The sequence below is a fragment of the Vibrio sp. bablab_jr001 genome, assembly GCF_016464285.1.
Taxonomy (GTDB): Bacteria; Pseudomonadota; Gammaproteobacteria; order Enterobacterales; family Vibrionaceae; genus Vibrio; species Vibrio fluvialis.
The window spans coordinates 278,075-303,497 of record NZ_JACDWZ010000046.1 but is presented as its reverse complement, the minus strand read 5'-3'; the positions used below and the strand labels follow the sequence as shown (position 1 = coordinate 303,497).

At 50.5% G+C, this 25,423-nt stretch carries 23 protein-coding genes and 1 pseudogene; 14 read left to right on the top strand and 10 right to left on the bottom strand.

Features of this window, described 5'->3' with window-relative positions:
• The first annotated feature begins 36 nt into the window (after positions 1-36).
• The 6 genes and pseudogenes from JIG40_RS08690 to JIG40_RS23020 all read left to right on the top strand — a co-directional run bounded on the left by JIG40_RS08690 (position 37) and on the right by JIG40_RS23020 (position 8,811).
• Complete coding sequence (locus JIG40_RS08690; protein ID WP_233920973.1) at positions 37-477, top strand: hypothetical protein; 441 nt, start codon at positions 37-39, stop codon at positions 475-477.
• Positions 474-1,517: a hypothetical protein gene (locus JIG40_RS08685; RefSeq protein ID WP_044362682.1), complete on the top strand. Its 1,044-nt coding sequence runs from the start codon at positions 474-476 to the stop codon at positions 1,515-1,517. Before JIG40_RS08690 ends, JIG40_RS08685 begins: the two co-directional genes overlap by 4 nt.
• Before the next feature lie 356 nt (positions 1,518-1,873).
• Positions 1,874-3,310, top strand: coding sequence for a glyceraldehyde-3-phosphate dehydrogenase (locus JIG40_RS08680; protein ID WP_024375360.1), 1,437 nt, complete (start codon positions 1,874-1,876; stop codon positions 3,308-3,310).
• Positions 3,311-3,773: 463 nt separating this feature from the next.
• Positions 3,774-6,890, top strand: a complete 3,117-nt coding sequence (locus tag JIG40_RS08675; protein WP_199465166.1) for a DUF748 domain-containing protein — start codon at positions 3,774-3,776, stop codon at positions 6,888-6,890.
• Between the two features lie 331 nt (positions 6,891-7,221).
• Positions 7,222-7,698 (top strand): annotated as a pseudogene (locus JIG40_RS23025) (CSS-motif domain-containing protein); the annotation flags it as partial.
• Between the two features lie 297 nt (positions 7,699-7,995).
• The gene (locus JIG40_RS23020) at positions 7,996-8,811 is read left to right on the top strand and encodes an EAL domain-containing protein (protein ID WP_348541336.1); all 816 of its coding nucleotides are present in this window, start codon (positions 7,996-7,998) and stop codon (positions 8,809-8,811) included.
• Here the strand turns inward: JIG40_RS23020 and JIG40_RS08665 are convergent.
• Complete coding sequence (locus JIG40_RS08665; protein ID WP_199465164.1) at positions 8,808-9,833, bottom strand: hybrid-cluster NAD(P)-dependent oxidoreductase; 1,026 nt, start codon at positions 9,831-9,833, stop codon at positions 8,808-8,810. The genes JIG40_RS23020 and JIG40_RS08665 overlap by 4 nt on opposite strands.
• 49 nt (positions 9,834-9,882) lie before the next feature.
• Complete coding sequence (gene hcp / locus JIG40_RS08660) at positions 9,883-11,544, bottom strand: hydroxylamine reductase (RefSeq protein WP_024375201.1); 1,662 nt, start codon at positions 11,542-11,544, stop codon at positions 9,883-9,885.
• Positions 11,545-11,821: 277 nt separating this feature from the next.
• Here hcp and JIG40_RS08655 point away from each other — a divergent pair, with 277 nt between their 5' ends.
• A complete protein-coding gene (locus JIG40_RS08655; protein WP_020328990.1) occupies positions 11,822-12,037 on the top strand; it encodes a hypothetical protein in 216 nt (71 codons plus the stop codon).
• A 107-nt stretch (positions 12,038-12,144) separates the two neighbouring features.
• On the opposite strand, the gene JIG40_RS08650 is transcribed toward JIG40_RS08655, so the two are convergent.
• The 4 genes from JIG40_RS08650 to JIG40_RS08635 form a co-directional block, all read right to left on the bottom strand.
• Positions 12,145-12,759 (bottom strand): LysE family translocator, encoded by a 615-nt coding sequence (locus JIG40_RS08650; RefSeq protein WP_024375202.1) that lies wholly within the window; start codon positions 12,757-12,759, stop codon positions 12,145-12,147.
• A gap of 73 nt (positions 12,760-12,832) precedes the next feature.
• On the bottom strand, positions 12,833-13,759 hold the full coding sequence (locus tag JIG40_RS08645; protein WP_158146044.1) for a LysR family transcriptional regulator: 927 nt from the start codon (positions 13,757-13,759) through the stop codon (positions 12,833-12,835).
• The gene (locus JIG40_RS08640) at positions 13,752-14,126 is read right to left on the bottom strand and encodes a nuclear transport factor 2 family protein (RefSeq protein ID WP_199465163.1); all 375 of its coding nucleotides are present in this window, start codon (positions 14,124-14,126) and stop codon (positions 13,752-13,754) included. Before JIG40_RS08640 ends, JIG40_RS08645 begins: the two co-directional genes overlap by 8 nt.
• Positions 14,127-14,576, bottom strand: a complete 450-nt coding sequence (locus tag JIG40_RS08635) for an Lrp/AsnC family transcriptional regulator (protein WP_020328986.1) — start codon at positions 14,574-14,576, stop codon at positions 14,127-14,129.
• Between the two features lie 307 nt (positions 14,577-14,883).
• On the opposite strand from JIG40_RS08635, the gene yjeH reads away from it, so the two are divergent.
• Entirely contained in the window at positions 14,884-16,143 is a 1,260-nt protein-coding gene (yjeH, locus tag JIG40_RS08630) for an L-methionine/branched-chain amino acid transporter (protein WP_020328985.1), read from the top strand.
• A gap of 55 nt (positions 16,144-16,198) precedes the next feature.
• Here the strand turns inward: yjeH and JIG40_RS08625 are convergent, their stop codons facing one another.
• From JIG40_RS08625 to hutX, 3 genes are all read right to left on the bottom strand, one after another.
• Positions 16,199-18,322, bottom strand: coding sequence for a methyl-accepting chemotaxis protein (locus JIG40_RS08625; protein ID WP_199465162.1), 2,124 nt, complete (start codon positions 18,320-18,322; stop codon positions 16,199-16,201).
• Between the two features lie 351 nt (positions 18,323-18,673).
• Entirely contained in the window at positions 18,674-19,204 is a 531-nt protein-coding gene (hutZ, locus tag JIG40_RS08620; protein WP_199465161.1) for a heme utilization protein HutZ, read from the bottom strand.
• Between the two features lie 23 nt (positions 19,205-19,227).
• Positions 19,228-19,731: a heme utilization cystosolic carrier protein HutX gene (hutX, locus tag JIG40_RS08615; protein ID WP_172566469.1), complete on the bottom strand. Its 504-nt coding sequence runs from the start codon at positions 19,729-19,731 to the stop codon at positions 19,228-19,230.
• A 319-nt stretch (positions 19,732-20,050) separates the two neighbouring features.
• On the opposite strand from hutX, the gene JIG40_RS08610 reads away from it, so the two are divergent.
• From JIG40_RS08610 to JIG40_RS08585, 6 genes are read left to right on the top strand one after another with little or no spacing between them, the layout of a single operon-like run.
• On the top strand, positions 20,051-20,788 hold the full coding sequence (locus JIG40_RS08610) for an energy transducer TonB (protein WP_199465160.1): 738 nt from the start codon (positions 20,051-20,053) through the stop codon (positions 20,786-20,788).
• On the top strand, positions 20,788-21,480 hold the full coding sequence (locus JIG40_RS08605; protein ID WP_199465159.1) for a MotA/TolQ/ExbB proton channel family protein: 693 nt from the start codon (positions 20,788-20,790) through the stop codon (positions 21,478-21,480). The genes JIG40_RS08610 and JIG40_RS08605 overlap by 1 nt, the downstream gene beginning before the upstream one ends.
• Positions 21,477-21,893 carry a biopolymer transporter ExbD gene (locus JIG40_RS08600; RefSeq protein ID WP_199465158.1) on the top strand — a complete coding sequence of 139 codons (417 nt, stop codon included), beginning with the start codon at positions 21,477-21,479 and terminating at the stop codon, positions 21,891-21,893. The genes JIG40_RS08605 and JIG40_RS08600 overlap by 4 nt, the downstream gene beginning before the upstream one ends.
• Positions 21,894-21,904: 11 nt before the next feature.
• Positions 21,905-22,759, top strand: coding sequence for an ABC transporter substrate-binding protein (locus JIG40_RS08595; RefSeq protein ID WP_199465157.1), 855 nt, complete (start codon positions 21,905-21,907; stop codon positions 22,757-22,759).
• 6 nt (positions 22,760-22,765) lie between these two features.
• Positions 22,766-23,797, top strand: a complete 1,032-nt coding sequence (locus JIG40_RS08590; protein ID WP_171934579.1) for an iron ABC transporter permease — start codon at positions 22,766-22,768, stop codon at positions 23,795-23,797.
• A complete protein-coding gene (locus tag JIG40_RS08585) occupies positions 23,797-24,579 on the top strand; it encodes a heme ABC transporter ATP-binding protein (protein WP_199465156.1) in 783 nt (260 codons plus the stop codon). Before JIG40_RS08590 ends, JIG40_RS08585 begins: the two co-directional genes overlap by 1 nt.
• Positions 24,580-24,643: 64 nt before the next feature.
• On the opposite strand, the gene JIG40_RS08580 is transcribed toward JIG40_RS08585, so the two are convergent.
• On the bottom strand, positions 24,644-25,105 hold the full coding sequence (locus JIG40_RS08580; RefSeq protein WP_020328974.1) for a TetR family transcriptional regulator: 462 nt from the start codon (positions 25,103-25,105) through the stop codon (positions 24,644-24,646).
• Positions 25,106-25,423 lie beyond the last annotated feature (318 nt).

Genomic DNA, 25,423 nt, shown 5'->3' with positions numbered 1-25,423 from the left:
AAGTTGAGTCAGTTAGGTTAAGGAAAACCATTTTTGGTGAAGCGAGTCTGGTTTATCGTCATAGGCTTTTTTCTGCTCTGGAGCACCGCTGCGTATCCGGAGCCTTATGCTATTGTCACACTCAACCCCAACCTTCCCCCACTCAAGTCCAGTCAGGTCAAAATGCTGTATCGAGGTCGCCTGAGCCATATTGATGAATACAACATCTCATTGCTGGATCTGCCCCATAGCTCACCTTTGCGTGAGCAGTTCTATTATGGACTGCTCGGCAAAAGCCCGGCACAGATGCAAGCCATCTGGGCCAGGCAAACTTTTTCAGGGCGCAGCAAGGCACCTTTTGAAGCCAAAAGCAGCAGTATGGAAGAAATCATGGCGTGGCTAACCCACAACAAAAACGGTATCGCCTATGTCCCCGCCAGTTGGGTCAACGAGTCAGTCAACGTCATTTATGTCTTCGATAGTGAGGAAGGACTATGAAAACAACGTCTCTCATCGGCTTATTACTGTTCTCGCCATTGGCGATGAGTCAGATCAACGTCGGAGAACACGTTCGGGTCAGCGGTTTCGGCACGGTATCGGCCACCAAATCCGACACCTCCGTACCCATTTTTGTTCATCGCAATATTGATGACGAATGGTGCTTCGACTGCGACACCACACTGGGCTTGCAACTTGATTGGATCATCAACGATCAATGGCGGACATCAGTACAAACCGTCAAACGCCCGCAAGACCACTTTTCCAGCCCGGAGCTGGAATGGGCATATCTGGAATCGGCTTGGGGGGCCTATAGCGCCAAAGTAGGACGGCTGCGTTTACCCGTCTTTATGATGTCCGAATACTACTATGTATCGGTGGCCTATCCTTGGATTCGTCCACCACAAGATGTATACGACAGTTTATTGGGTATCACGCACTACGATGGTGCTTCTTTTGAGTGGAATAAAATGTTGACCGATGCGTCACAGCTGCGTATTTCAACCTTTGCCGCACTGCCGAGTGAAAACGACTACCGACTTTACAACACTCAGTACACGCTGGATGCCAGCTCCGCTTATGGCCTGACGATGGACTGGTATCAAGACGATAACGTATTCCGCATTGCTTATCTTACTGCCGAAGCGGATCTTAAAACTGGCTCGTATAACATTTCGCACTACGATATGGATCTGCTGGCGTTGGGTATCAACTACGCGCTGGGTGATTACCACCTGTTTTCTGAATACATCTATGACAACCAACTCTACTCCAACTGGTATGTCGGCCTGGCGCGCCAGTTTGGCAAATGGCAGCCCTATGCGCAGTATGGTCAGCGACGCAAGTTATACAGCAATGACTCTTACTTGTTCGGCCTGCGCTACAACGTCGTGCCAAATGTCGCCATCAACGGCGAATGGCAAGTAGTCAACAGCACAGAAAATATCATCAGTGGTCACTTCACCAGAGAGCAAAACCCGCTGACCGGGATTGAGACCAAAGCCCACATCATCTCTCTGGCTATTTCGTTTACCTTTTAAGGGGGTAATTTGATAAAGATTACAGTTTTGTGAAACAAATAATGCAAAACCTACAAATGAAATAGATATGAAACAAAATTAGCACGAAATAAGTGTGCTGCTTTGGATTTGTCAATACGCAGAAATGCGGACTGAAACCATTTACATCCACTGCACATTTACACTTTTAAAGCTGAAAATATGGCCATTATTTTTCCTAGCAGAATAACCAGTTAGCCCTTACAATCCCGCCACATAAAAATAACAAACTCCCCCTATGCCAAACGCAGTCCAAACTGCGGGCAGAAACCGCTGTTGTTCATCCCCCTACAGATGGACAAATAAGCTCAACGAAACGTGAAAGGTCCCGAGTAAAAATGAGTCCAGAGAAACATCTCCTAGAATGGCAAACTAGCCAAACGATTGCTGAAGCTATGTCTCCCCTGATCGGTCAGCTATATCGTCAAAAAGGGGTGGAAGTGATCCTGTTCGGTAAAACACTGATCAACGCTGACACCATCGACATCATCAAAACTCATCGCATTGCTCGCCGCTACACTGGCTCCTCCCTCTCTCTGCAACAAACCATGCCAATCCTTCAACAACTGTCTGAGATGGAACTGTCTCCATGTCGCGTTGACATCGGTCAGATGGCACACCAGTTCTGGCAAGCTCATGAAGAAGAACACGGCCTGAAAGATTTTCTGGCGACGGCATTGCAAGGCGCGCTGAATGGCGAAGTGATGAATGAACCGAAAGATGTGGTTCTGTACGGCTTTGGCCGCATCGGTCGTCTGCTGGCTCGTCTGTTGATTGAGAAAAGTGGTCCGGGTTACCCGCTGCGTCTGCGTGCCATCGTGGTTCGCGGCGGCAAAGAAGGCGACCTGGAAAAACGTGCCAGCCTGCTGCGTCGTGACTCGGTTCATGGCCAATTCAATGGCAGCATCATCATTGATAACGAACGTAAGGCTCTGATCGCTAACGGTAACTACATTCAGTTTATCTACGCGAACTCTCCAGCAGACGTAGACTACACCGCGTACGGTATCAATAACGCTCTCGTTGTCGACAACACTGGCGTTTGGCGTGATTCTGAAGGTCTGGGCCAACACCTGGGTTCAAAAGGCGCGGCGAAAGTGCTGCTGACCGCACCGGGCAAAGGCGACATCAAGAACGTTGTTTTCGGCGTGAACGAATCCGTGATTCAGCCAGAAGACACCATCATTTCAGCGGCAAGCTGCACCACTAACGCGATTACGCCTGTGCTGAAAGCGATGCACGACAAATATGGCGTGGTATCGGGTCACATCGAAACTGTTCACTCGTTTACTAACGACCAGAACCTTATCGATAACTTCCACAGCGGCGATCGCCGTGGCCGTTCCGCGTCTCTGAACATGGTGCTGACTTCAACAGGCGCAGCAAAAGCCGTCGCGAAAGCTCTGCCTGAACTGGCAGGTAAACTGACAGGCAACTCGATTCGCGTCCCAACGCCAAACGTTTCTATGGCCGTTGCGAACCTGAACCTAGAAAAAGAGACCGACAAAGACGAGCTGAACGCATACCTGCGTGATATGGCACTGAAGTCTAAACTAGCGGCTCAAATTGATTACACCGAATCGACTGAAATCGTCTCAACTGACCTGGTTGGCTCTCGCTATGCCGGTGTGGTTGATGGTGCTGCGACCATCGCTCAAGGCAACCGCTGCGTACTGTATGTATGGTATGACAACGAGTTTGGCTACAGCTGTCAGGTCGTTCACTGTATGGAACAGATGATGGGTGTTCGTTACAAAACTTATCCATCAGCGTAAAAATTTAGACTCCACAACATAATAAAAACCAATCCTGAAGATGAGAGTGTGACGACTTATACCTCTCGTGACACTCCCTTCTGACGGCATACACACCCCCGTGCTTGCCGCCCTTACCTGATGTGGGCGGCCTTTTTTCTTAACTTTCCCCCACTATTCCACTGGTTACCTATTTTTTTTGGTTCTGGTTCTTATTCCTCAGCAGTAAATTTAGGTACACTTACCCGCAATATTTCTAATCCGTTAGATTGACTAAAATCTGGCTCTTTTCTTAAAAGTTGCGGGTTAGGATATACACTTAATACGAAGCCTAAAGGCGCAGAAATTGTCGTGCTGCTGCGAAAACAACACCAATAAGCATATGAATGCTATGCAATAAATACAGCCATACCATCCACGACACAGAAATTTCTTCCCCGCAGGTAAAACACTGAAGTCAAAATAAAAGGGATCACCCCCTAATATGCCAAACGCCTTGTCAAATCTTGCTCAACGCTTTAAGAAAGCACCCAAATATGTGCGCTATGGAACCTATGCGCTCTCAGCTTATGGGCTGTACGCTCTCACGCTGGGACTTATCACACCCGCCGTGCTGCAAGCTAAAGTACCCGAACTGCTTGGTCAGCAACTGGGCCGAACGGTTGTACTGAACGAAGTTCGGATCAACCCGTTCCTGCTGCGCGCTCGCATCAACGGATTTGCGATTCAGGAAGCAAACGGGCAGGATGCCTTTACTCAGTTTGATCAATTGGAAGTCGAAGTCAGTTTCTGGAAAAGCGTGTTCTCGCTGACGCCAACTGTCGATCATGTGACCTTAACGGGTCCGAAAATCGCGCTGCAACGTCTCAGTTCTGGTGAACAAGCGCGCTTCAATTTCAGCGATATCGTCGACACATTGCAGGCGAGTACTCAGCAAACACCGCCTGAAACGGCCGCGACCTCCGAAGCTGATTCCGCCATCCCGGCATTTCGCATTGGCAACATTCAGATTGCCCAAGGCAAATTCCACTTTAAAGATAATGTCACCGGCGCTAATCTGAACTACGACGGCCTGAACCTGAACCTGTCTCAGTTTGACAGTCAGGCATACAGCCTCACGCTGCCACAAAACGCGCAGGACAAAAATACCGAACTCGCCACTGCGGCCAACCACTACAACTTTGTCATTCAGGGCGTCGACAACAGTGAGCTGTCGCTGAAAGGTCAATTCCAACTGGCGCCATTGGAAATCGAGGGCGACATCGTCCTCAAAGGACTGACACTGCCGCCATTCTGGCCATTTACCGCTGATCAAATGAAAGCAGCGGTGACTGATGGTGCGATCAACTTCTCCGCTCATTATCTTGCTGCGCACCACGCCGATACGCTGAGCTATCAGCTGAGCGATGGTCAGTTCTCCTTGACTAATCTTGTCGTCAGCGATGGTAAAGCAGCGAAAGTCAAACTGCCCTCTCTGTCTGTCAACGGCATTGGGCTGAGTAGTGAAACCCAGGTTGTCGACATTGCCGATATTCAGATGAAAGGCCTGTGGGTCAATGCACAATTCACTCGTCAGGGATTGGATCTGCAAACGTTGTTCGAGCCGAAACAGGCGAAGAAAGAGCCATCCGTGGCGGCACCGAAAACAAGCACCAATGCAACAGACAACGCTGCGCCAAGCTGGTTGGTACGTTTGAACCAATTTGCCATGACCGACACCGACATCAACGTCAAGGAGAGCGCACAAAGTGATGGCGTCTTCTGGCGCGTGTTCCCGATGTCGGTTACCACGGGTGCTGTGGTCAGCGATCTCAGCCAACCCATTGATTATGATGTCTCACTGGCCCTGAGCTCAAGTAGCCGTTCACAGCCAGAAAAGAGCCGAGGCGAAATCAAAACCTCAGGCAGCGTCGATGCGAAAGCACTGAGTGCACAAGGCAAGCTCGCGATCAGCGATCTGGACCTGAGCCAGTTGCAACCTTATCTCAAACCTTACGTGAATCTGCATTTATCAAAAGGTCAGCTTTCCACTGCGGGTAACTACAGCGGAGACAGTCAGGGTAAAGCAACATATCAAGGTACGGCATCGGTTGATAATCTGCTCATTCGGGACACATTACAGAACCAACCTTTGGTGAAATGGCAGGCGATGAACATCGATTCACTCAATTTCGATGCTCAGAAAAACGCGCTGAAAATCAACACCATCACCTTCAATGCGCCTTACGCTAAGGTAATGATTGCCAAAGATAAACGAACCAACATAGGTAACATTGTCGTTGAAAGCAAGGCGCCGGCGGCCAAACCTGCGTCAGGCAGCCAAAAACAAGCGGTCAGCGTCAAAGCCAGCACCAGCCAATCCAAAGAACAACCACTGGCGATCGACATTGCGGCCATCAAACTGGTCAATGGCTCGGCGTATTTCGCGGACAACTCATTAACGCCAAACTTTGCGTCAGGGATTGAGTCACTGCAGGGTTCGATTCGTCACCTTTCGTCGACACCGGGAACCAAAGCTCAGGTCGACATCGCAGGTAAGATCGATAAGTACGCACCGGTCACACTCAAAGGTGAAATTAACCCGCTGATTGAAAAACCGTATCTCGATCTGGACCTAGTGTTTAAGAGCGTTGAACTGACCTCCGTTAACCCGTATTCCGGTACTTACGCAGGTTACTACATCGATAAAGGTCAGCTTTCACTGGCACTCAACTACAAACTGGACAACAACCAGCTGGAAGGTAACAACCATCTGGTGATCGACCAGCTCAAACTGGGTAAGCCGAGCGAGTCCGATCTGGCGACCAGCCTGCCACTGACACTGGCTATCGCCATCTTGCAGGACAAAGATGGAGTCATTGATCTGGGTGTGCAGGTGTCCGGCGACGTTAACGACCCGGATTTCAGTTTCGGCAGTGTCATTCTCAAGGCACTGACCAATATCATCGTCAAAGCGGTCACAGCACCATTCTCTCTGCTCGCCAACCTGGTGGGTTCCGATGAAGAACTCAACCATGTAGCCTTTGCATTTGGCGCGACAGAGCTGGATAAAGATGAGCAGGAACGTCTGACCAAGTTGGCTGAAGCTCTGGACTCACGCCCAGGACTGAAACTGAGCATCGCGGCATCGGTGTCTGAAGCGGATGACAGCAAAGCACTGGCAGAAAAGCAGGTGCAGTTGGCACTGCTGGAGCAAAGTGGGCTGGATGCTCTGCCAACCGATTTCAGTGCGAGCCGAATTTCCGAATCAGCGCCACTGGCCGATGCGGTTGAATCACTGGCCAAAAAGCAGCTGGGTCTCAACATTCGTGAAGAACGCAATAAGGTTGAACAACAACTGACCGAGCGTGCAGAAGGCAAGGAAATAACCAAGGAGCAAATCCAGACGACGTTAATGCTTGGCCTCTACAACCAACTGGTCAACGCGACCAACATCACGCCAAACCAGTTAGGCAATCTGGCAGAAGAGCGCGCCAAAGCCGTGAAAGCGTATCTGGTGGACCAAGCCAATATTGCTCCAGAGCGTGTATTCCTGCTTGATAGCAAAACGCACCTTAAAACAGAAGACAGTGGCGCAGAGCTCACGGTTGGCGCCAACTAACTCTATCTAAAACCCGCTGACGCCCCGGATAACCCGGGGCGTTTTTTATTATTTTGGTACCATTAATATTTTATTAAAACCGATTAAAGCCAGATCAATTTTCTTATTTCCATTTATATTCAATAATAGCTTTATATAAGTACTCACTGATACGCTAAAATACGGTCAGTCATTGACTCTTTTATCCATATATACGAAGATGACAGTTCGTTTAATCAGATCTCTCGTTTGTCAAAAATTTATCAATGACAATAAGTTGACTGGTTAAACCACCTTTAAGAATATCGCGCTCTCACCGTGAGAGTGAGACAGAGGCGGAATTCACGACTGTATGTTAACAACCCAATTAACTCCTAAGTTTTTATTGCGTAAGTTAAATCGCCAATCATTAATTCATCATATATTTTTGCTTGGTTTATCAATATTAATCTACGCACTTATCTGCGTATTTTACAGCAATCGATTATTTGATTATTTGGGTAACCAATCAGTCTCACAGATTGAACAGGCACTGCAGCACACCCGCCAGCAAACGCAATCCCTGATTGACCAAGTTCATACAGACGTTCCATGTAGTAACGTAGCAGAGAACCTTCGAAAGTTTGTCTTCAAGTCAGACTACGCAAAAGAAATCGGTATCTTTCATGGCTCGCCATTAATTTATTGCACCAGCTCACAAGGTGAGTCTTCGGTACGTATTTATAACTCGGTATTTCAACGTGTGGTCGCCTCCCCAACCCATGAAACTCTGACGTTCACGAAAACCGCCATAACAAAAACACACTCCGTGATATATCTCTATGCCGATGATGATTTAAACGGTGTCAGTATGGTGATTCCACCGCGTTATCTGACGAGACTTGTCACCAACATGATTGGTCATCATCATCTTCCGTTTGATATAAAAATCTACGATAACCCAGTTTTAAATAAGCAAGCTGATGGGATAATTAAAACATTAGGATTTAAATCTCAAGTATTCCCTTTAGTATTAGAATTTTATTTAACCCCAAAAACTTACGTTCATTTTTTGTATAGTGAGGCGTGGATCTTACTGTGCGTCTATTTCATCATTCTTTCTGTATATCTGTATAAACGCAAAAAAGTGATACAGAAACAGAGCCTGGAAAGCTCAATATTACATGCACTGAAAGACAAACAGTTTAGTGTTCATTTTCAGCCTATTATTCAGGCTTCAACGCAGAAGGTAACTGGTTGTGAAGCGTTATTACGCTGGAATCATCCGACGCAAGGGCAGATCCCGCCAACTATTTTTATTCCGCTCGCCGAGCGCCTCGGATTTATCGAACAACTGACTGACTTTGTGATTGAGAAAGCGCTGAAGTTGATTGAACGCAACCCGAATCTGATGCAGGGAAAATACGTCAGTGTCAACATCGACCGTAGCCTGATGTGTGATGTCGCCTTTACCTATCGCATGGTGGAGCGGGTAATGACCAACTCGAAGTTTGCCCAGCACATCGCGTTTGAGATCACCGAAAACGGCGATTTTACCGACCATGAGCTGAACATGGTTGAGCGTAATTTTCAACTACTCAGCCAGGCTGGCATCCGTTTGTTAGTAGACGATTTCGGTACCGGTTATTCGGGTCTCAACTTTGTGCGTCAATTCCACTTCGATACATTAAAAATTGACCGGGTATTCGTGAAGAATCTGGGGCATGAGCCACATCTCAACAACTTGTTGATGTCGATGCTACAACTCGCGCAGAGCTTGGATATGCAGGTGATCGTGGAGGGCGTTGAAACTCAGGAACAGCTCGACATTTTGCGTGAACTTGGGGTGGATTACATTCAGGGTTATCTCTATTCGAAACCTCTGCCTGCGCGTGAATTTGTTGACTATCTGGCAGGTAATGCGCAAGAGAGTGAAGGCCAGCTGTCACTGGCCTTCAGCTAATTCAGAGCGATTTCTACATCGGATTCCAGCACTGTTGAACAGGCCAGCACATAGCCCTGCTCTATTTCGTCAGCACTCAACGTTTCCTGACTGTGGCTGCGCACTGTTCCCGAGGTGACGCGGCACTTACACGAACCACAAATTCCACTGCGACACGCGGCGATAATTGGCAATTGCCCGGTTTCCAGCGCTTCAAGCAGCAAACTCTCGCTGGGCGCTTCTATGTCAGCGCCGAAGGCATCGACACGTACACGAACCGATTCAGCCACAGAAGCCTGCGTGTTCTCAGCCACGGTTGGAGTAAAGCTCTCCTGATAGAAGTGCTGCATATCGAAATCGAGCGCCTCAAGGTAGCGCTTCACATCCTGCATAAAACCTACTGGCCCACACAGATACACCGTGCGCTGATGCAAATCCGGAATCAACGTATTGAGCCAGGATTGATCCAATCGCCCTTGCGCATGCTGAGTGCTGCCAGCCTCTTTGAGCAGCAGCTTTAGATGAAACTGCGGATACTGTTGAGCCAGTTGCTCCAACTCGTTGGCGTAGATCGTTTCCGTTAAACTGCGCGCGACATGCAGAAAGTCGATGTCCACATTCCTCTGCTCCAGCCACGAACGCGCCATCGACATGACCGGCGTAATACCACAGCCAGCACTGATCAGCACCACTTTATCGCGCGCCACGCAATCGACATTGTTAAATAGTCCTTGCGGCTTCATCACGCGGATCACGTCCCCCTGACTGAGCGACTCCAATACATGGCCGGACACTTTGCCGCCAGCCACACGTTTGACAGTGAATCGTAATACCGGCTGCTGTGGCATTGAACTGATGGAATAAGCGCGGTACTCGGTTTGTCCTGCAATATCAAACCCCAGGCTGGCAAACTGCCCCGGTTTGAAGTCAAACCCAACAGACGCATCAGGTGATGCCAACTCAAAGCTGACACAATCGGCGGTTTCGGCCCATTTACGCGCGCATACCAATTCGAGAATGTCTTGTTCTGCCCAGGCAGACATATATGTTTCTCCTCTTGCTCATAGGCCCTGCAAGCAGGGCCAGGTATTGTTACGCGGCGAGAATGGTCGCCAAATCGTTTTCAACTGTCGTGATACTGCGCAAATCAAACTGTTCTTGCAGAACCGCCATCAGATTTGGCGTCAGGAAAGCCGGCGCAGTCGGGCCGGTGTAGATCCCTTTCACACCCAGAGCGAGTAGGGTCAGCAAAATCACAATCGCTTTTTGCTCAAACCAGGACAGCACCAGAGTCAGCGGCAGATCGTTCACGCCACAATCAAATTCCTCAGCCAGTGCCAATGCCAGCTGAATCGCCGAGTACGCATCGTTACATTGGCCTACATCCAGCAGGCGCGGAATACCATTGATGTCACCGAACTGATTTTTGTTGAAGCGGAATTTGCCACACGCCAGAGTGAGGATCACACTGTCCTGCGGTGCCTGTGCGGTGAAGTCGGTGTAATAGCTGCGCTCCGCTTTGTCGCCATCACAACCGCCCACCAGGAAGAAGTGTTTGATGTTGCCCTGCTTAACCTGATCCACCACCGCTGGTGCGGCAGCCATCAGTGCGTTGCGGCCAAAGCCGACCGTAATGTAGTGCTCAATTTCATCGTGCTGGAAACCTGGCTGGGCAAGCGCGCACTCAATAACGGCGCTGAAATCGTCCCCTTCCACATGCGCTACACCGGGCCAGCCGACAATGCTGCGGGTAAACAGACGATCGGCATACTGGCCCACGTTCGGATTCAGCAGGCAGTTCGACGTCATCACAATCGCGCCGGGGAAATTAGCAAACTCTTTCTGCTGATTCTGCCACGCGCTGCCGTAGTTACCGACAAGGTGCGGGTATTTGTTCAGCTCAGGATAACCATGAGCTGGCAGCATCTCACCGTTGGTGTAAACGTTAATGCCTTTGCCTTGTGTCTGTTGCAGGATTTTTTCCAGATCGTGCAGGTCGTGACCTGACACCAGAATGCATTTGCCTTTGACAGGTTTTACGTTGACCTGAGACGGCGCCGGATGGCCGAAAGTATCGGTTTCACCTTTATCCAGCATTTCCATGATGCGATAGTTCATCATGCCGATTTGCATCGCTGTCTTCAGCAACTCGCTGATGTCGGTCGGGTCAGTACCCAACCAAGCCATGATCTGATGGTATTCGGCGTAAACCGCGTCGTCAGTCTGGCTCAGAACGCGGGCATGTTCCAGGTAGGCGGCTGCGCCTTTCAGACCGTACAAACACAGCAGACGCAGGCCAATAATGTCTTCATTCAGGCTCTCTTTGCCGCGGTTAACCGCAGCGGTTGGTGCAAACGCCAGCAGCGCCGCCTTATCTTGTGGCAGTTCAAACTGCGCCGCCGCCGACAAAGTCGGGATTTCAAAGCCAGTCAGCGTGGCCGCAGCACGCACCTGTTGCTCTAACTGACGTTTGTACTGATGAGACAACTGAGCAAATTCGATGATACGTTCCGGGTCGAAGTTCACATTGGTCAATGTTGCGAAAAACGCTTTCGGTGCCCACTGGTCAATCTCTTCGATGGTGACGCCGCAAGCGCGGCCCAGGTTCGCCCAAAAAGAGACACCTTGCAGTGAATACACCAGCACGTCTTGCAGATCTGAGACTTCCGCCGTTTTGCCACACATGCCTTGAGAATAGGCACAGCCTTTAGCAACCGGGGTTTGAATGGTTTGTTCACATTGAATACAGAACATATTGAAGCTCCAGAGTTATGATGCGAGTTCATCTCGCTTATTTTCTTTCCGAAGCTCTAATGGCATATTACGTGCCAGTTTTTATCCATATGAATTTATTGAAAATTATCATTTTCATTACATTTAGCAAGGTCATTTGGACTTACTAAAAAACAAACCAAATAACTCATACGTGTCATTATGACTCTCACCTTGATGAACACATGGATAATGTTGTTCATGTTTGATTCATCTTGACCCGGTTAGAGTAACCACTCATGACACAGAGGAGCAGAACATGTATCGATTTCTAGTCACCGCACTGACTCTGATCACCGGATTCTTCGCTTTGATGTTCAGCCTGTTGCTGGCGATTCCCTTGACAATCGCAGCCATCATCACAGGCAAACGTCTGGAAAAGCAACTGAAACGCCGCCCTTTCTATCAGGCACAGGGTAACCAAGGCAACGTGATTGACGGCGAGTTTGAAGAAGTCTCAGGCCAACGCCGATAAGCCATTCTAATACGCAAAAGCCGCTGACAACTCAGTTGTCAGCGGCTTTTCTTTGGCGATAAAAAACATGGCTTGCAGATACAGGTAGCAACAAGCCACGGAAAAGATCACACCGTCATCACGACTCGCAGTGCCAGCGCAATCAACACAACACCAGACAAACGGTCAATCAGCACCGCTCGGGCACGCAGTTTATCCAACAGTCTCGGGCTCGAGAGCAAAAAAGTGATGAAGGTATACCACAAACCATCGACCACAAACGGCGTCACGACAATCAGCGCTTTGCTCGAAAACTCGTTACCTACCGCGACAAACTGGCTGAACAGTGCGATAAAAAACAGCGCAATTTTAGGACTGAGTAGTGAAATCATCAGGCCTTCACGCGCCGACTGCCATACACTGACACTCTCGCCCGATTCCAGCTTCGCAGCCACGCCGCCTTTTGAGCGCAGTGCATTCAAACCCAGATAAGCAAGATAAAACGCCCCGGCGTAACTGATGGTTTTGAACAGCAGCGGCGACTGATGCAACACCACAGCCAGACCAATCAGCGTGATAAACGCATACACCCCGATACCAAAGGCATGCGCCCACGCCGTTGCGAGACCATTTTTGCGTCCACCAGCCAAACTGTGTTTAGCGACCATCGCCAAGCTAGGGCCAGGCGACATCGCGCCAAGAATACAAATCGTGAAAAGGGAAAGCCAAACGGTAAACGTCATACAAAACTCCTTACTGGAGCCACGACATTAACAAGCATTAACTATCAATTGAAATCAACAATTCTCATAAAAGCTATGATTTATAGTCATAACCAATCGAATACGAGGTTTCTGTCATGATGGCGTGGACAAGGTTGCGCGCCCATTGATGGGAAGCCTGATTGTCGTATTTGGCATGCCACAACAACCAGTATTTATGCAGCGGCGTCGTCACTGGCAGGCGTTTGTAGACGACGTCGTAATGATGTTGCAGATTGCTGGCAATGTGCTCCGGAACCACCATCAAATGCTGGCTCAGGCATAGGGAACGAAACGCCGCTGAGAAGAACGGAACTTTGAGCGCAATGCGGCGCTGGTGACCAAGTTTAGCCAGCGCTTGATCAATATAGGTATCTTTGTCGCCGCCCCCAATCACTTTGATGTGGGCAAAATTGAGCAAATCTTCCACACTGAGCTCGGTTTGAGCGGCCAACGGGTGCTGATTGTGCATCGCGACTACCGGGTAATCAGCGCCAATCAACACGGAGGAGACGCCAACCGGCGGCTCCGGCGACATGGTAGAAGCGAGTTGAATATCGGATTCGGTCATCTGTGACAGCAAATCCGGTTGCCAGAGACAATATTTCACCGATACCTGCGGTGACTGCACGGCCATTGCTTCGACAATCTCCGGCAAAATAAACTGTGCCACGTAATCACTGGAAGCAAGGACAAACTCCCCTTTCCACTGCGCAGGCTCAAACTCAGCTTCCACCATCAGTTCGTCCAGTTCCACAAACCAGTGTTCTAATTTGGCCTGAAGCTGCAGCGCTTTCGGAGTCGGGATCAGCTGGTTACCGTCACGCACCAGCAGAGGATCTGCAAACAGTTCTCGTAATTGGCTGAGCTGGCGACTGACTGCCGACTGAGTGATGTTGAGTTTGTAGGCGGCCTGACTGACGTGACACTCATCCAGCAGCACTTTCAGTGAGCGCAGCAGATTGAGGTTAATGTTATTCATACTCGACCCAGGCTTTGCGCCACTCCGGAGCCGGATAGTCATCCGGCCAGAACTCGACCTGACGACAAATCAGCCCGTTGGCAATCGTATGGAACGTAATAGCCGTGGCTTGAATGACCCCATCGCTGACCTGGACGTGAGTGACCACTTCGTCGCCACTGCCAATCAGCTTCTCAACCGCGAATGTCCAACGTCCATGGGCAGGATATTCGCTATTGATACGAGCGAAATTATCGCGGCCATGAATGCGCTCTTTGGATTGCGGCCAATGAATCACACAATCCTCACTCAGCCATTGGCTGGCCTCAAAGAAATCGTTGCTGGCCATCGCTTGCCAGTAGTGTTCGACGACTTGTTGTGCGTTCATTCAGACCTGCTTAGTGGTGTTAAAAAATTCTTTGAGTACCGCATGTGTCATCAGATTGCGCAGTTGAGGATTGAGCTGTAGCTCATCGCGAATGGCATTGAGTTCAGCCATGCTTTCCACTTCCACATACAGCATCAAATCCGTTTCGCCGCTGATGGCATGGCACCACTTGATGCCGGGAATCTGATACAGCTTTTCAGCATAGCGCTCACACGAGTGCAAACTGGCCGAGGTATCGAACTTGAGCGCGAAGTAAGCGCACACATTGTTGTTTTTTTCTGGCTGCGCCACCTGAGCGTGATAGCCCAGAATGACTTTATCCTGTTCGAGCTTTTTGATCCGAGCGGTCACGGCAGAACGGGAAAGACTGACTTCACGGGCGATGTCGCTAACGGACATACGGGCATCGCGCCGAAGTAAGTCGATGATCTGATTGTCAAATTTATCCATTGTTATTATTTCCACACAAACTGGTTTTTCTGCTCTATTCCACGTCGAAAAACCACCAACTTATCCCGTTGATTCCTCGCTAATTTGACACAAATTTTCACACGAGACCACTTGTTCTCACACTATCCAATCAGTTTCACCGTCAATTTGACGGCCAAACCGAGAAAATGCGTCACTTTGACGTGAAAGCCAGCCATTTTGTCAGCTGCATCACATTGCGCTTCAGAGTATCCTTTCAGCCATAAACCCGCCGCAGGTTCAACGCCATCAAGGCCGGGAAGAAGAATAAAAATCAGGGAACAAGAACGTGCAACAACTCAGACAAGACATTACGCTGCTATCCGGTATCGGTCAGCTTTCCACGACGCTTATGGGTACCGGCTTATTTATGATTCCGGCCATCGCGGCAGGCATCGCTGGCGAGTTTTCATTATGGGCCTGGCTTATCCTGTTTGTTGCCATCTGTCCCATTGCCCTGACTTTCGCCGCACTGGGTAAACGCTATCCCAACGCCGGTGGCACAGCCTATTTCGTCCGACAAGCGTTTAATGCCCGCCTTGAGCGCGCCGTCGCTTGGCTTTTTGTTAGCGTCATTCCTGTAGGCGTTCCTGCAGCTGTTGCTTTAGCTGCCGGGTTTTTACAGCAACTGTTACCGGCACCACTCAATCATGCACTTTTAGCACAGGGGATCACTGTTGCGTTGCTGATTGGGGTCAATCTGGCCGGTACCAAGTCCTCCGGCCGTCTGCAGACGGTCATCGCGCTGAGTATCTTCGCTCTGGTTGCCTCGTTTTTCGTTATCGGCGATGTGGGACGTGACGATCTGGTGATGCCAGCACTGACTCAAACAGCTCTGTGGCCGATTGGTGCAGCATTGGGCGTGATGTTCTGGTGTTTTGTCGGCATCGAAGCCTTTGCCCACATGGGGGAAGAGTTTAAGAATCCACAGCGCGATTTTCCTATCGCGATTCTGGTGGGCTGCTTCGTTGCCGGTGCAACTTACTGGGCGTGCTCGGTGGTCATTCTCAAATTCGGCGCTTATGGCAGCCCGCAATTTGACAGCGCCTCAATTCCCTGGCTGAGTGACAAACTGTTCGGTGCCAAAGCAGCCACTCTGATCAGTCTGGTTGGCTTTTTCGCCTGCTTTGCCAGCATCAACCTTTATACCCAGAGCTTGTCTCGTATGGTATGGGCGCAGGCGCGCGAATATCGCCCGCACAGCGCCGCGGCCAAACTTTCCAGCCGCGGAGTCCCGGCTCACGCCACCTGGATAGTGGGTATCATTTTGCTGATCTCATGCGTGTTCGGTGAATGGTCGGGACTGGATCTGGAATTTTTCCTTAAACTGGCTAACGGCATCTTTGTGCTGGTTTACCTGCTGGCAATGTTTGCCGCATACAAGTTGCTCAGCGGTTTTGCCAAAGTGTTGGCCGCCATCGCGTTGCTGCTGTGTACGGGTGTTTTTATCTGTTTAGGTTGGTCGATGTTTTATGCTCTGGGCATCTTCACTTTGCTCGCCGTACCATGGAAGAAATCGGCCCGTTCACCACGAGCGACATCCGAATAACAGAAAAGAGAAAAGGCGGGGTTTCCCGCCTTTTCTCTTTTCTGACCTATTGATATTACGACGCTTTACTCACTTCAAAGCGGCCCACCAATTGATCGAGCCGTTGCAGCGAGTTTTGCATTAACGTTGTCCGCCGCGCCAGTTGTGATGACGCTTCCTGCAATTTCACTACGGTGTGCTGAGCAGAATCCGCCGTTTGCCGATGCTCTTCACTGTTGCGAGCAATTCCTTGGATCAGCGTAAACAGCCCCGTTGCCGATGACTGTAACTGCTCGCTGCGCGCGGAATCATCCACGATCTGGGTACTATTTTCGACGTTCGTGATCCCTTCCTGCATGTATTTCACCGCCAGTTCCGACTGGCTGTGTAGGGCTTTCATCAACTCGCCAATGTTGTTCGCCGCTTGCGAGGTTTTGTTCGCCAACACCCGCACTTCATCGGCCACCACGGAAAAGCCGCGTCCGTGTTCTCCCGCTCGCGCCGCTTCTATCGCGGCATTGAGAGCGAGCAAATTGGTTTGCGCGGTAATTTCCGTGATAAGCGCGACTATGCCGCCAATTTTCTGCATTTCGCTGTTCACTTCGTTCACCGTTTGCGCGGAAGATTGAACGATGGTTTTGATCGACTGCGCACTTTCCGCGGCTTTTTGATACTCCAGTTGCGCGGCTTCTACGGTTTCCTGCATTAACAGGTTCATCTCATTCGCGGTATCGTTGGCGCTGTTGATCTCTTGGCTCTGAATGCCGGCCAGTGACAACATATCGGTGATGGACGTCGCCGTCGTGTCGCTGGTCGAAAGCAGTAGTTGACTGCGGCGGAACATCGATTCCGATACGCTCTGCACTTCCCGGCTGGCAAACACCAGCTCTTTAATGATGCCTTCTAAACTGTCAATGAAGCTGTTGGTCCAGCGCCCCAAATCGCCCGTTTCATCGGCTTTGAATCGGCTGGCATCCAGTCGTCGGGTCAGGTTGCCATCGCCTTCCGCCAGCACCTGCATCACTTGCGTCATGCTTTCCAAATTTTTGGCCATTGGACGCGAAGTCACCATATGGAACATTCCGACTGCAAGCGTGCCCATGATCAACGAGCAAAACAGCAGTTGCCACTCTTGCAACGGGTACCAATAGCTGACCAGAAACGGGAATAGCAGCGGCGTAAAGATGCTCAGGGTAAACTGTTGATCAAGCTTTTGCGCCAGTGAACGGTGGCGATACACCTCTTCCAGATCCGATTCACACATCATGCCCCAGCGATCCACCGAGCCCGGCATGGTGAAAGTCACGCCTTTACCGATGACCGGAATGTGGCGATAGTCCGAATAGCCCGGATATTCCACAAATAAGTTGCTGCCGTGGTTGATCGTTTCCCGAACTCCGGGATGCAATTTGTTGGTTGCCGGATCGTTGAACACAATTTCAAATTCGGTGTGCCGCTGAACTTTGACCACTCCCCAACGCGTATTGACGCCCTCTTTGAGGTTTTCGCCGTGGGAAAAACGGTTGTCTTCAAAACGGGAGCGCGACAGAGCCACGCCCTGTTGAATTGACGGGTCAAATTGCGACTGCACCATAAACAGGTAGTTGTCGCCCGATTCACTGTAGATATGACCTGCCTCGCGCTGGATCAGGTCGCCAATCACATCATTGGGAACACGGCCGCACAAACAGCCAATCAGTTCGCCGTCATTGCGGAGCGGTTGATAGAACATCAGCGTCACTTCATCGTGAAACAATGAGCTCGACGGGCCGATCGCCAACGTGACATCGTCACGATAAGGTCCATGCAGAAAAGGCTGCGTCAGCCCTGCTCGCAGAGCTGGCATCGAAGCGACCGACTTGCCTTGTTGGGGCGGGTAGGTGGAGTCGATGATCTGTCCTTGCGGCGACACGATAAACAGTTCAGAAAAATCGCTGCTGCGCTTGAGCAAGCGATGCAGGGTTTCGCGGTATTCATGCGTCGCTTTGGTTGCCAGATAGAGCGCCGCATCGTGTAAAAAAGACCACTCGTTTTCCGCCCAGGTTGTGAGGATCTGTACTCGCGTATTGGCAATATTTTCAAAGGTTTGTTCAAGAGAGGCTACGCGTTTACGATTCATAAAACACGCTTTGCGCATCGCCAGTTTACCGGTACTTCCCAGCCAAGGGAGCCATCCTCGCTCCGCTGCCTTTAACTGCATAAATTCACCATCCATGTGTATGATTATTCAATTAATAAATGCAAAGCCTGTTCCAAAAACCGAGAAACCATACGCTGTGCTGAATTTCATATTCTCTCAAAACAACTTCACTACTCCTTAATGAGTAATGCAGTCATATTCTCTTATGTTATTGAATTGTTTAATTTTAATTTGCACCAACTCAAAGCATGAATTGACGATTTATTGACCGTAACGCACCATTATTGTGAAGCTCAGCGCCATACTGCACAGAAATGAGCTCGAATCGCTGGAAGCGGTGAAGAGATAACGGCCCGGCGAAAGAAACAAAAAAGGGCTGCAATGCAGCCCCTGACAATGTGGTTTAAACGCTTAGCCGTTAGAGATTTTGCGATGGCCTTCCTGCAGATGAACAAAGTCCACCAGATCATCACCGGACACCTGATACGCCTGACCAAACCCTTTCACGAACAAACCTTTCTCCGGTTTTAGGCAGTAGAGCGTAAAGTCTTCCAACTGGCTGAGTCCATCGATGATTTCGCCAAAGCGCGCTTTCATCTGACCAATCACTTGTTGCCATAACAAACTGTCACGGGCAACACTTTTGGCCACGGCATCAAAAGTCAGACGCTTGCGAGCAAACAACTGCTTCGCGGCACTTTCATCTTCAATCATCATGATCGACACCTGTGGATTGATGTCGAGGTTGCGAGCGTGGCGGGCAATGTGCGAGATCAGAATGAAGTAGCCTTCCTGGTTCTGCACAAACGGCGCATAGCTCACGTTTGGACGCCCATCAGCATCGACCGTCGCCAATTGCAGCGTTGAGCGCTCCTGGCGGAACTCTTGAATTTCCAGCTCCAGACGTCCTTGCAGTCTTTCCTGCTTAACTTGCTGATCCATTTACTTTCTCCTAAAACCGATCACTATTTTTGTAGTTGTTGTTGCAATGCTTTAAAGCGGATGACCTGATCCGATAACAGCTCACGCTTTTCGTCACGTCCCAGATATACCTTAAAAATGTTGTCGCCCTGGGCACTGAAAAAGCCAAAGTAATGACTTTCACGCCCCATAAACGGTTTGCTGACTAGCGCAACATGCGTAATCGTATCGAGTTTTAAATGGCCATGCAGTTGACCATCACGCCCCATTAAATTGTAGTAGCCACGTGCCATTTTCCCTTTCGGCAATGGCGCTTTGACTTCGAAAATAGAACCAAACGAATGAACAATAGTAGTCACTGCGCCCCAGTCTGCGATATCGCTGAGTAACGTTTCCGCTTCGCTGCCATCCACCACAGCCACCATTTCCGTTGGCAGGGCGTTTACCACATCAAATTCGGAAACATTGAGTCGCTCAGCCATCGCGGCTGTCAGCAGTGTCGGTTCCTGTTCAAGCAGCGTTGCAACTTGTTGTTGTAGAGATTCCATACTTATTTCCACTGTTATCTGGCTCGTAGCGCTCAGGCCACGAACTGGTTCAATCTGAATATTGTGCAGCCTGATGAGTGCTTGTTGCAGGTTTGTCACCATTTTAATGTGACTGAAACCTTGATGACTGTCGAATGATTGGAGCCGTCGATAAACCAAATAGTTCATCCGAATCCGCTGAATCATTGCCAGTGCAGTCGTTGACACAAAGTGACAAAATCATAGATACACTCAAATGAGAATGCAATTGATAATTGATCTTATTTGCATGTTGAGTGATAATTCTGAAATTAAATGGATACGGGCTTCGGAGCTGAGAGTGAATTTCCCAAGATATTTTGTCGCAGGCGGCGTTTCTCTTGCATTGCACGCTTCACTCCTGTTGGTGGCAAAACAGTCCACCGCGCTTGCCATGCCTGCAGGTAATCAATCCACTTCGGTCGCGATCAATTTTGTCGCCGCGCCGCAAGCAACGCCGCAGGTTAAAGCGGACAACATTGCGAAATCGCCAGCCAAACCCGAACCTAAAACCACAGCAGTAACACCTGAAAAGCCGAAAGAAAAGGTCGCCCAAAGCGCTGACAAACCGAAACCCATTCGTTCAGCGTCCAATAAAACGGTGCAAACATCAAAACCTGTGGCTCCGCCAGTCAAGCACAAATCAGAGACAACGCAGGCAGTGAATCACACTGCACCAGCCGCTACGCCCGTTGAAACCGTAGCGAAAGCCAAGCCGGCGCCTGAGATAAGCAGCCAAGGCGCGAATGCTGCACCAATCCTGGTTGATCGCCCCTCTTTTGTGTCACGTCCGATTCGCCCCAATTACCCACGTTTGGCACAAAAGCGCGGTATTGAGGGGGTGGCCACTTACGAGGTGTGGCTCGATGCACAAGGTCACCAAATCAAACAGATTTTAATCTCTTCTTCCGGTACTGAGATGTTGGACCAATCCGCGCTGGATGCCATCAAACAGTGGAAGTTTTCTCCGCACATCATCAACGGTGAAGCGCTGGCTCACCGAGTGCAAATTCCCGTTCGTTTTAGGTTGGATGGATAATGGAACCACTACATCAATTGCAACAACAACTCGGTCTGATGACCTGGCCCCTGCTAATCTGCTCAGCATTGACCGTCATGATCCTGGCTGAACGCGCCTTTCAGGTGATACTCAGTTTAGGCGTCGGCAAAGGAGCCATCCGCCGTCACCTGAACCAAGTATCGCCAACCAATGCTACCGAATTGGAAGCATTAGCCGAGTCACTGGCTGACAAGCGCCCGCTGCTCTACCGCGCAGTGGCTATGCTACTGGCCCACCATGCCTTTCCTAAAGCGTTACGCGAAGATGCAGCTGGAATCTGGCTGCAGGAAAAACGCCATCAGCTCAATGCCGGTCTGCGTCTGCTCACTCTGATTGGCGTTATAAGTCCGTTAATTGGCTTGCTCGGCACCGTACTGGGCCTGATTGAAATGTTCAAAGGTGTAGCGGCTTCGAGCGGCAATATTACGTCCAACGATCTGGCCGATGGTCTTGGCATTGCGATGCGTACCACCGCAGCAGGCCTCATGATTGCCCTGCCCGCCATCGCTGGCGCGCAGTTACTCAGCTTATGGGCCGACAAAGTGATGGCGAAACTGGAGCACACGCTCAACTACGTCAATCTGTGGCTGGAAGGTATCAGCCTTAATACCAGTGACGCGCGCCGTTCTTCGTCAGACACCGCCGCTGCGCCTGCTGTGAGTTCATCATGATCAAAAGCGCACCGCACAAAAACGAGTTTGGCTTAACGCTGGATCTGACGCCGCTGCTCGACATCATTTTTATCGTGATGGTGTTTTTGATGCTGACCGCAGCGGTCAAGCTCGATTCGCTCGATGTCACCTTACCCACCAGCGATTCCGATGTCGTTACCGCTGTGGAGTCTCAGTCGCTGACCATTAACATCACCGCGACTGAGCCTTACTGGGCAATTGACGGCCAAGCCTACCTCGACTGGCACAATTTCACTCTCGCCCTACTTGAGGCTCATCAACATAACCAGCGCCCAATCGTCATCGGCGCCGATAAAAATGCCGAGGTGCAACATTTGGTCAAACTGCTGGCCTTTTTGCAGGAAAACGGCATTCAAGCCACTCAATTGTTAACCGAAAAACCATCGAAATAATGAGACACACCATGAAAACCACCGTTCGAATAGCGTGGCTGGCGGCCACTGCATTTACTGCCTTTTCCTCTTCCACTCTGGCCGCTGAACGCATCATCAGTGCAGGCAGCAGCGTGACTGAACTCATTCTGGCGCTTGGCGCGGAGCAGCAACTGGTCGGGATTGATGTCACCAGTGTGGCGCCGCCTTCTCTGGCATTGCCGAAGGTCGGTTATCATCGTCAACTGTCTGCCGAAGGCCTGCTTGCGCTTGAGCCGACGCAACTACTCGGCTCCAATGAGATGGGCCCTGACACCACATTAAACCAGCTCAAATCTGCCGGGGTCGACGTTGAAGTGATCAACAGTGATTCGACGCCACAAGGCTTACTGCAACGCATCGATCAGATTGCCAGCCTGACCCACAGCGAAGCGGCCGCTGGCCCTCTGAAACAACAGGTCAACGATGCGCTTAAAGCGCTGCAAGCCCACCAGCCAGACGCATCAGCACGCAAGAAAGTGTTGTTTCTGCTGATCCATGAAGGACGTGCAGCGAACGTTGCAGGCAGTGACACGGTACCGGATGCGATGATCACGCTCGCAGGCGGCGTAAACCCGGCGGCGACACAGTTGACGTCATACAAACCGTTGTCGATGGAAGCCATGGTTGAAATGCAACCCGATGTGATTCTGGTTAGCGGCCGCAGCTACGACAAAATGGGCGGCGCCGACGCTATTCTTGCGGCAATGCCAATGCTGGCCGCCACACCAGCAGGTCAGAGTAAACAGATCATCACTGTCGATGGCCACACGTTGGTCGGTGGTTTGGGACTCAAAAGCTTAGCAGAAGCGCAGCGCCTGCAGGCGTTGCTCTATCCACAGGGTTAAATGCGCGTGTTAAGACAGGTTCCCCTTTATCTGACCACGCTGGTGTTGGGGTTGATTGTGGCGATTTCCGCCATTTACTCCATCACGGTTGGTCCCATGAACATCAGTTTCCGTGACAGCCTGAGTAGCTTGCTGCTGCAAAGTGACGATATCGCCAAGCACATTAATTTGGTGATCCATGAGATTCGTTTCCCACGCACCCTGTTATGTATGCTGGTCGGCGCGATTCTCGCGTTGTGTGGCACCGTGATGCAAGGGCTGTTTCGCAACCCATTGGCGGAACCCGGCATCATCGGCGTCTCTGCCGGAGCGTCTTTGGGGGCCGCGCTGGCCATTGTACTGCTGGGCAACCTCAACTTTGACGCGCGTTGGATGAATGCGATCACGCTGCCACTGTGCGCTTTTCTCGGCGGCGCTCTGACCACCATTGTGGTGTATCGACTCGGCACCAATAAATTCGGGACTTCCGTCACCATCATGCTGCTGGCCGGGGTCGCGATCAGCGCCGTATCCGGCGCGGGCATTGGTTATCTGAACTACGTCGCCGACGATCAGATGCTGCGCGATCTCACCTTGTGGTCCATGGGGTCGTTTGCCGGTGCGAACTGGCAGAGCATTACGCTGTGTGGCATCACGTTACTGGGGTTGTACCTCTACTTCTCCCGCCGTGCGATGGCATTGAATGCCCTGCTGCTCGGCGAGTCAGAAGCGCGCCATCTGGGAATTCCGATTCAGCGCCTCAAGCGAGCATTGATTGTGCTCAGCGCAGTCGGCGTCGGCGTTACCGTCAGTGCCGCCGGTATGATTGGCTTTGTCGGTCTGGTGGTGCCTCATCTCGGTCGAATGTTGGTCGGGCCGGATCATCGCAACCTGCTGCCTGTTTCTGCGCTGCTTGGCGCGCTCTTGCTGACCATCGCTGACATGTTTGCCCGCGTCGCGGCAGCCCCGGCAGAGCTGCCGATAGGCATCGTCACCGCCTTAGTCGGTGCGCCCTTCTTCCTCTATCTTCTGTTTCAGCAAAAGGGAAAAATATTCTGATGTCGTCTATCGCCCTTCAGGCACAGGGGTTGTCTGCCCATTTTGGCGCCCGCACCGTGCTGAATGAAATTGATATCGAAATTCGCTCGGGTGAAGTCACTGCGCTACTCGGCCCTAACGGTGCCGGAAAAAGTACCCTGCTGAAACTTCTGAGTGGTGAACTCGACAGCAGAACGCCGATCCACGTTTTTGGCCAGGCGCGGGAGATGTGGTCGCCCTCTGATCTCGCCCGTCATGTTGGTCTGTTACCACAGAGTAGCAGTCTGAGCTTTCCCTTTACCGCGCAAGAAGTGGTGGAACTGGGCGCGATTCCGCTCAATGCTTCGCAGCAGGAAACACGCAGGCTCGCGCGTCATTACATGACTCAGACCGATGTGATTCACTTGGCGGATCGTTTGTATCCGGCTCTTTCCGGCGGTGAAAAGCAGCGCCTGCATTTGGCTCGCGTGTTGACGCAATTGCATCAAGGGGGAGAGCAAAAAATACTGATGTTGGATGAACCTACTTCGGCGCTCGACCTTGCCCACCAGCATAATACGCTGCGAATTGCGCGCGATTTAGCCCGCAACGAAGCGTGTGCGGTGATTGTCGTGCTGCACGATCTCAACCTCGCGGCACAATATTCCGATCGTCTGGTTTTGCTGCATCAAGGCAAACTGGTGTGCGATGCGCCGCCATGGCAGGCGCTTAACAGCGAACTGATTGAACGGGTTTACGGTTATCGGGCAATCGTCGCGCCTCATCCACAGCTCGATTTTCCGATGGTTTATCCAGCGGCTTAGAGCTCTCAGATTCTGCGCATAAAAAAGGCCAACTCACGTTGGCCTTTTTATTCAATCCTGCCGGTTATTGGCTCATGGTAACCAGTGATTTACCGATCAGCCATTCCACTTGTCTGTCACTGCCATTGCCCAGCTTTTCGTCCGCCAAGCGGTACAAACGATCAATGCCGTTGGACGCAAAGCTTTCTGCTCGCTCTGCGGTCACAATGTGGTGGAACAGCAGGCGAAGAATGGCGAGAAACTCTGAATTGTCTAACGCTTTCATCCAGCTGGATGAGAACGAATCTGTGCCATTGTCGAAATCCAGATGCTCGACAAACATTTTAAAAATGCGGCTATCCAGCGCTGAAGCAAAATCCGTTTTCTTCGGGAAATGGTGACTAATCCCGGTTCGTGATACACCCGTTTGCTGACTTAACGTCGTGTATGACATTTTGTCGTACCCTAATCGCAACAGTTGATCAACGACGGCGTCCATGATCTTCTGAATCGTGATTTCGGTATCTTCTTTACTACGCTTTGGCATGGTTAAGGCTCTTCTTATGTAAATCCATATTGTCTATTCTGCAATGAAATGCCCGCGTTGAACTTAATGGGGTTCCACACTGTATACGCGTGGTTCAACGGTTCATCCTAGCGAACAGAAATTTCATTTTTTCTTTTTATCAATGCCTTACACTCTGCCTTCATGACAACACACAAGTGCCCTGAGTACACCCGTGTGCCAAACCGAATGCGTCATGAGAGCGACAGAAATGGCGACAATGAACGGATGAAAACACCCTACTAAACGTCGATTAAATCACGACAAAATATTGTTACCTCAAGTAGGGATAATCTTACA

Excerpts from the sequence above, each read along its gene's own strand:
- JIG40_RS08685 (WP_044362682.1), top strand. The coding sequence starts at position 474 with ATGAAAACAACGTCTCTCATCGGCTTATTACTGTTCTCGCCATTGGCG.
- JIG40_RS08680 (WP_024375360.1), top strand. The coding sequence starts at position 1,874 with ATGAGTCCAGAGAAACATCTCCTAGAATGGCAAACTAGCCAAACGATT.
- JIG40_RS08675 (WP_199465166.1), top strand. The coding sequence starts at position 3,774 with ATGCCAAACGCCTTGTCAAATCTTGCTCAACGCTTTAAGAAAGCACCC.
- JIG40_RS08665 (WP_199465164.1), bottom strand. The coding sequence starts at position 9,833 with ATGTCTGCCTGGGCAGAACAAGACATTCTCGAATTGGTATGCGCGCGT.
- hcp (WP_024375201.1), bottom strand. The coding sequence starts at position 11,544 with ATGTTCTGTATTCAATGTGAACAAACCATTCAAACCCCGGTTGCTAAA.
- JIG40_RS08655 (WP_020328990.1), top strand. The coding sequence starts at position 11,822 with ATGTATCGATTTCTAGTCACCGCACTGACTCTGATCACCGGATTCTTC.
- JIG40_RS08650 (WP_024375202.1), bottom strand. The coding sequence starts at position 12,759 with ATGACGTTTACCGTTTGGCTTTCCCTTTTCACGATTTGTATTCTTGGC.
- JIG40_RS08645 (WP_158146044.1), bottom strand. The coding sequence starts at position 13,759 with ATGAATAACATTAACCTCAATCTGCTGCGCTCACTGAAAGTGCTGCTG.
- JIG40_RS08640 (WP_199465163.1), bottom strand. The coding sequence starts at position 14,126 with ATGAACGCACAACAAGTCGTCGAACACTACTGGCAAGCGATGGCCAGC.
- JIG40_RS08635 (WP_020328986.1), bottom strand. The coding sequence starts at position 14,576 with ATGGATAAATTTGACAATCAGATCATCGACTTACTTCGGCGCGATGCC.
- JIG40_RS08625 (WP_199465162.1), bottom strand. The coding sequence starts at position 18,322 with ATGCAGTTAAAGGCAGCGGAGCGAGGATGGCTCCCTTGGCTGGGAAGT.
- hutZ (WP_199465161.1), bottom strand. The coding sequence starts at position 19,204 with ATGGATCAGCAAGTTAAGCAGGAAAGACTGCAAGGACGTCTGGAGCTG.
- hutX (WP_172566469.1), bottom strand. The coding sequence starts at position 19,731 with ATGGAATCTCTACAACAACAAGTTGCAACGCTGCTTGAACAGGAACCG.
- JIG40_RS08605 (WP_199465159.1), top strand. The coding sequence starts at position 20,788 with ATGGAACCACTACATCAATTGCAACAACAACTCGGTCTGATGACCTGG.
- JIG40_RS08600 (WP_199465158.1), top strand. The coding sequence starts at position 21,477 with ATGATCAAAAGCGCACCGCACAAAAACGAGTTTGGCTTAACGCTGGAT.
- JIG40_RS08595 (WP_199465157.1), top strand. The coding sequence starts at position 21,905 with ATGAAAACCACCGTTCGAATAGCGTGGCTGGCGGCCACTGCATTTACT.
- JIG40_RS08585 (WP_199465156.1), top strand. The coding sequence starts at position 23,797 with ATGTCGTCTATCGCCCTTCAGGCACAGGGGTTGTCTGCCCATTTTGGC.
- JIG40_RS08580 (WP_020328974.1), bottom strand. The coding sequence starts at position 25,105 with ATGCCAAAGCGTAGTAAAGAAGATACCGAAATCACGATTCAGAAGATC.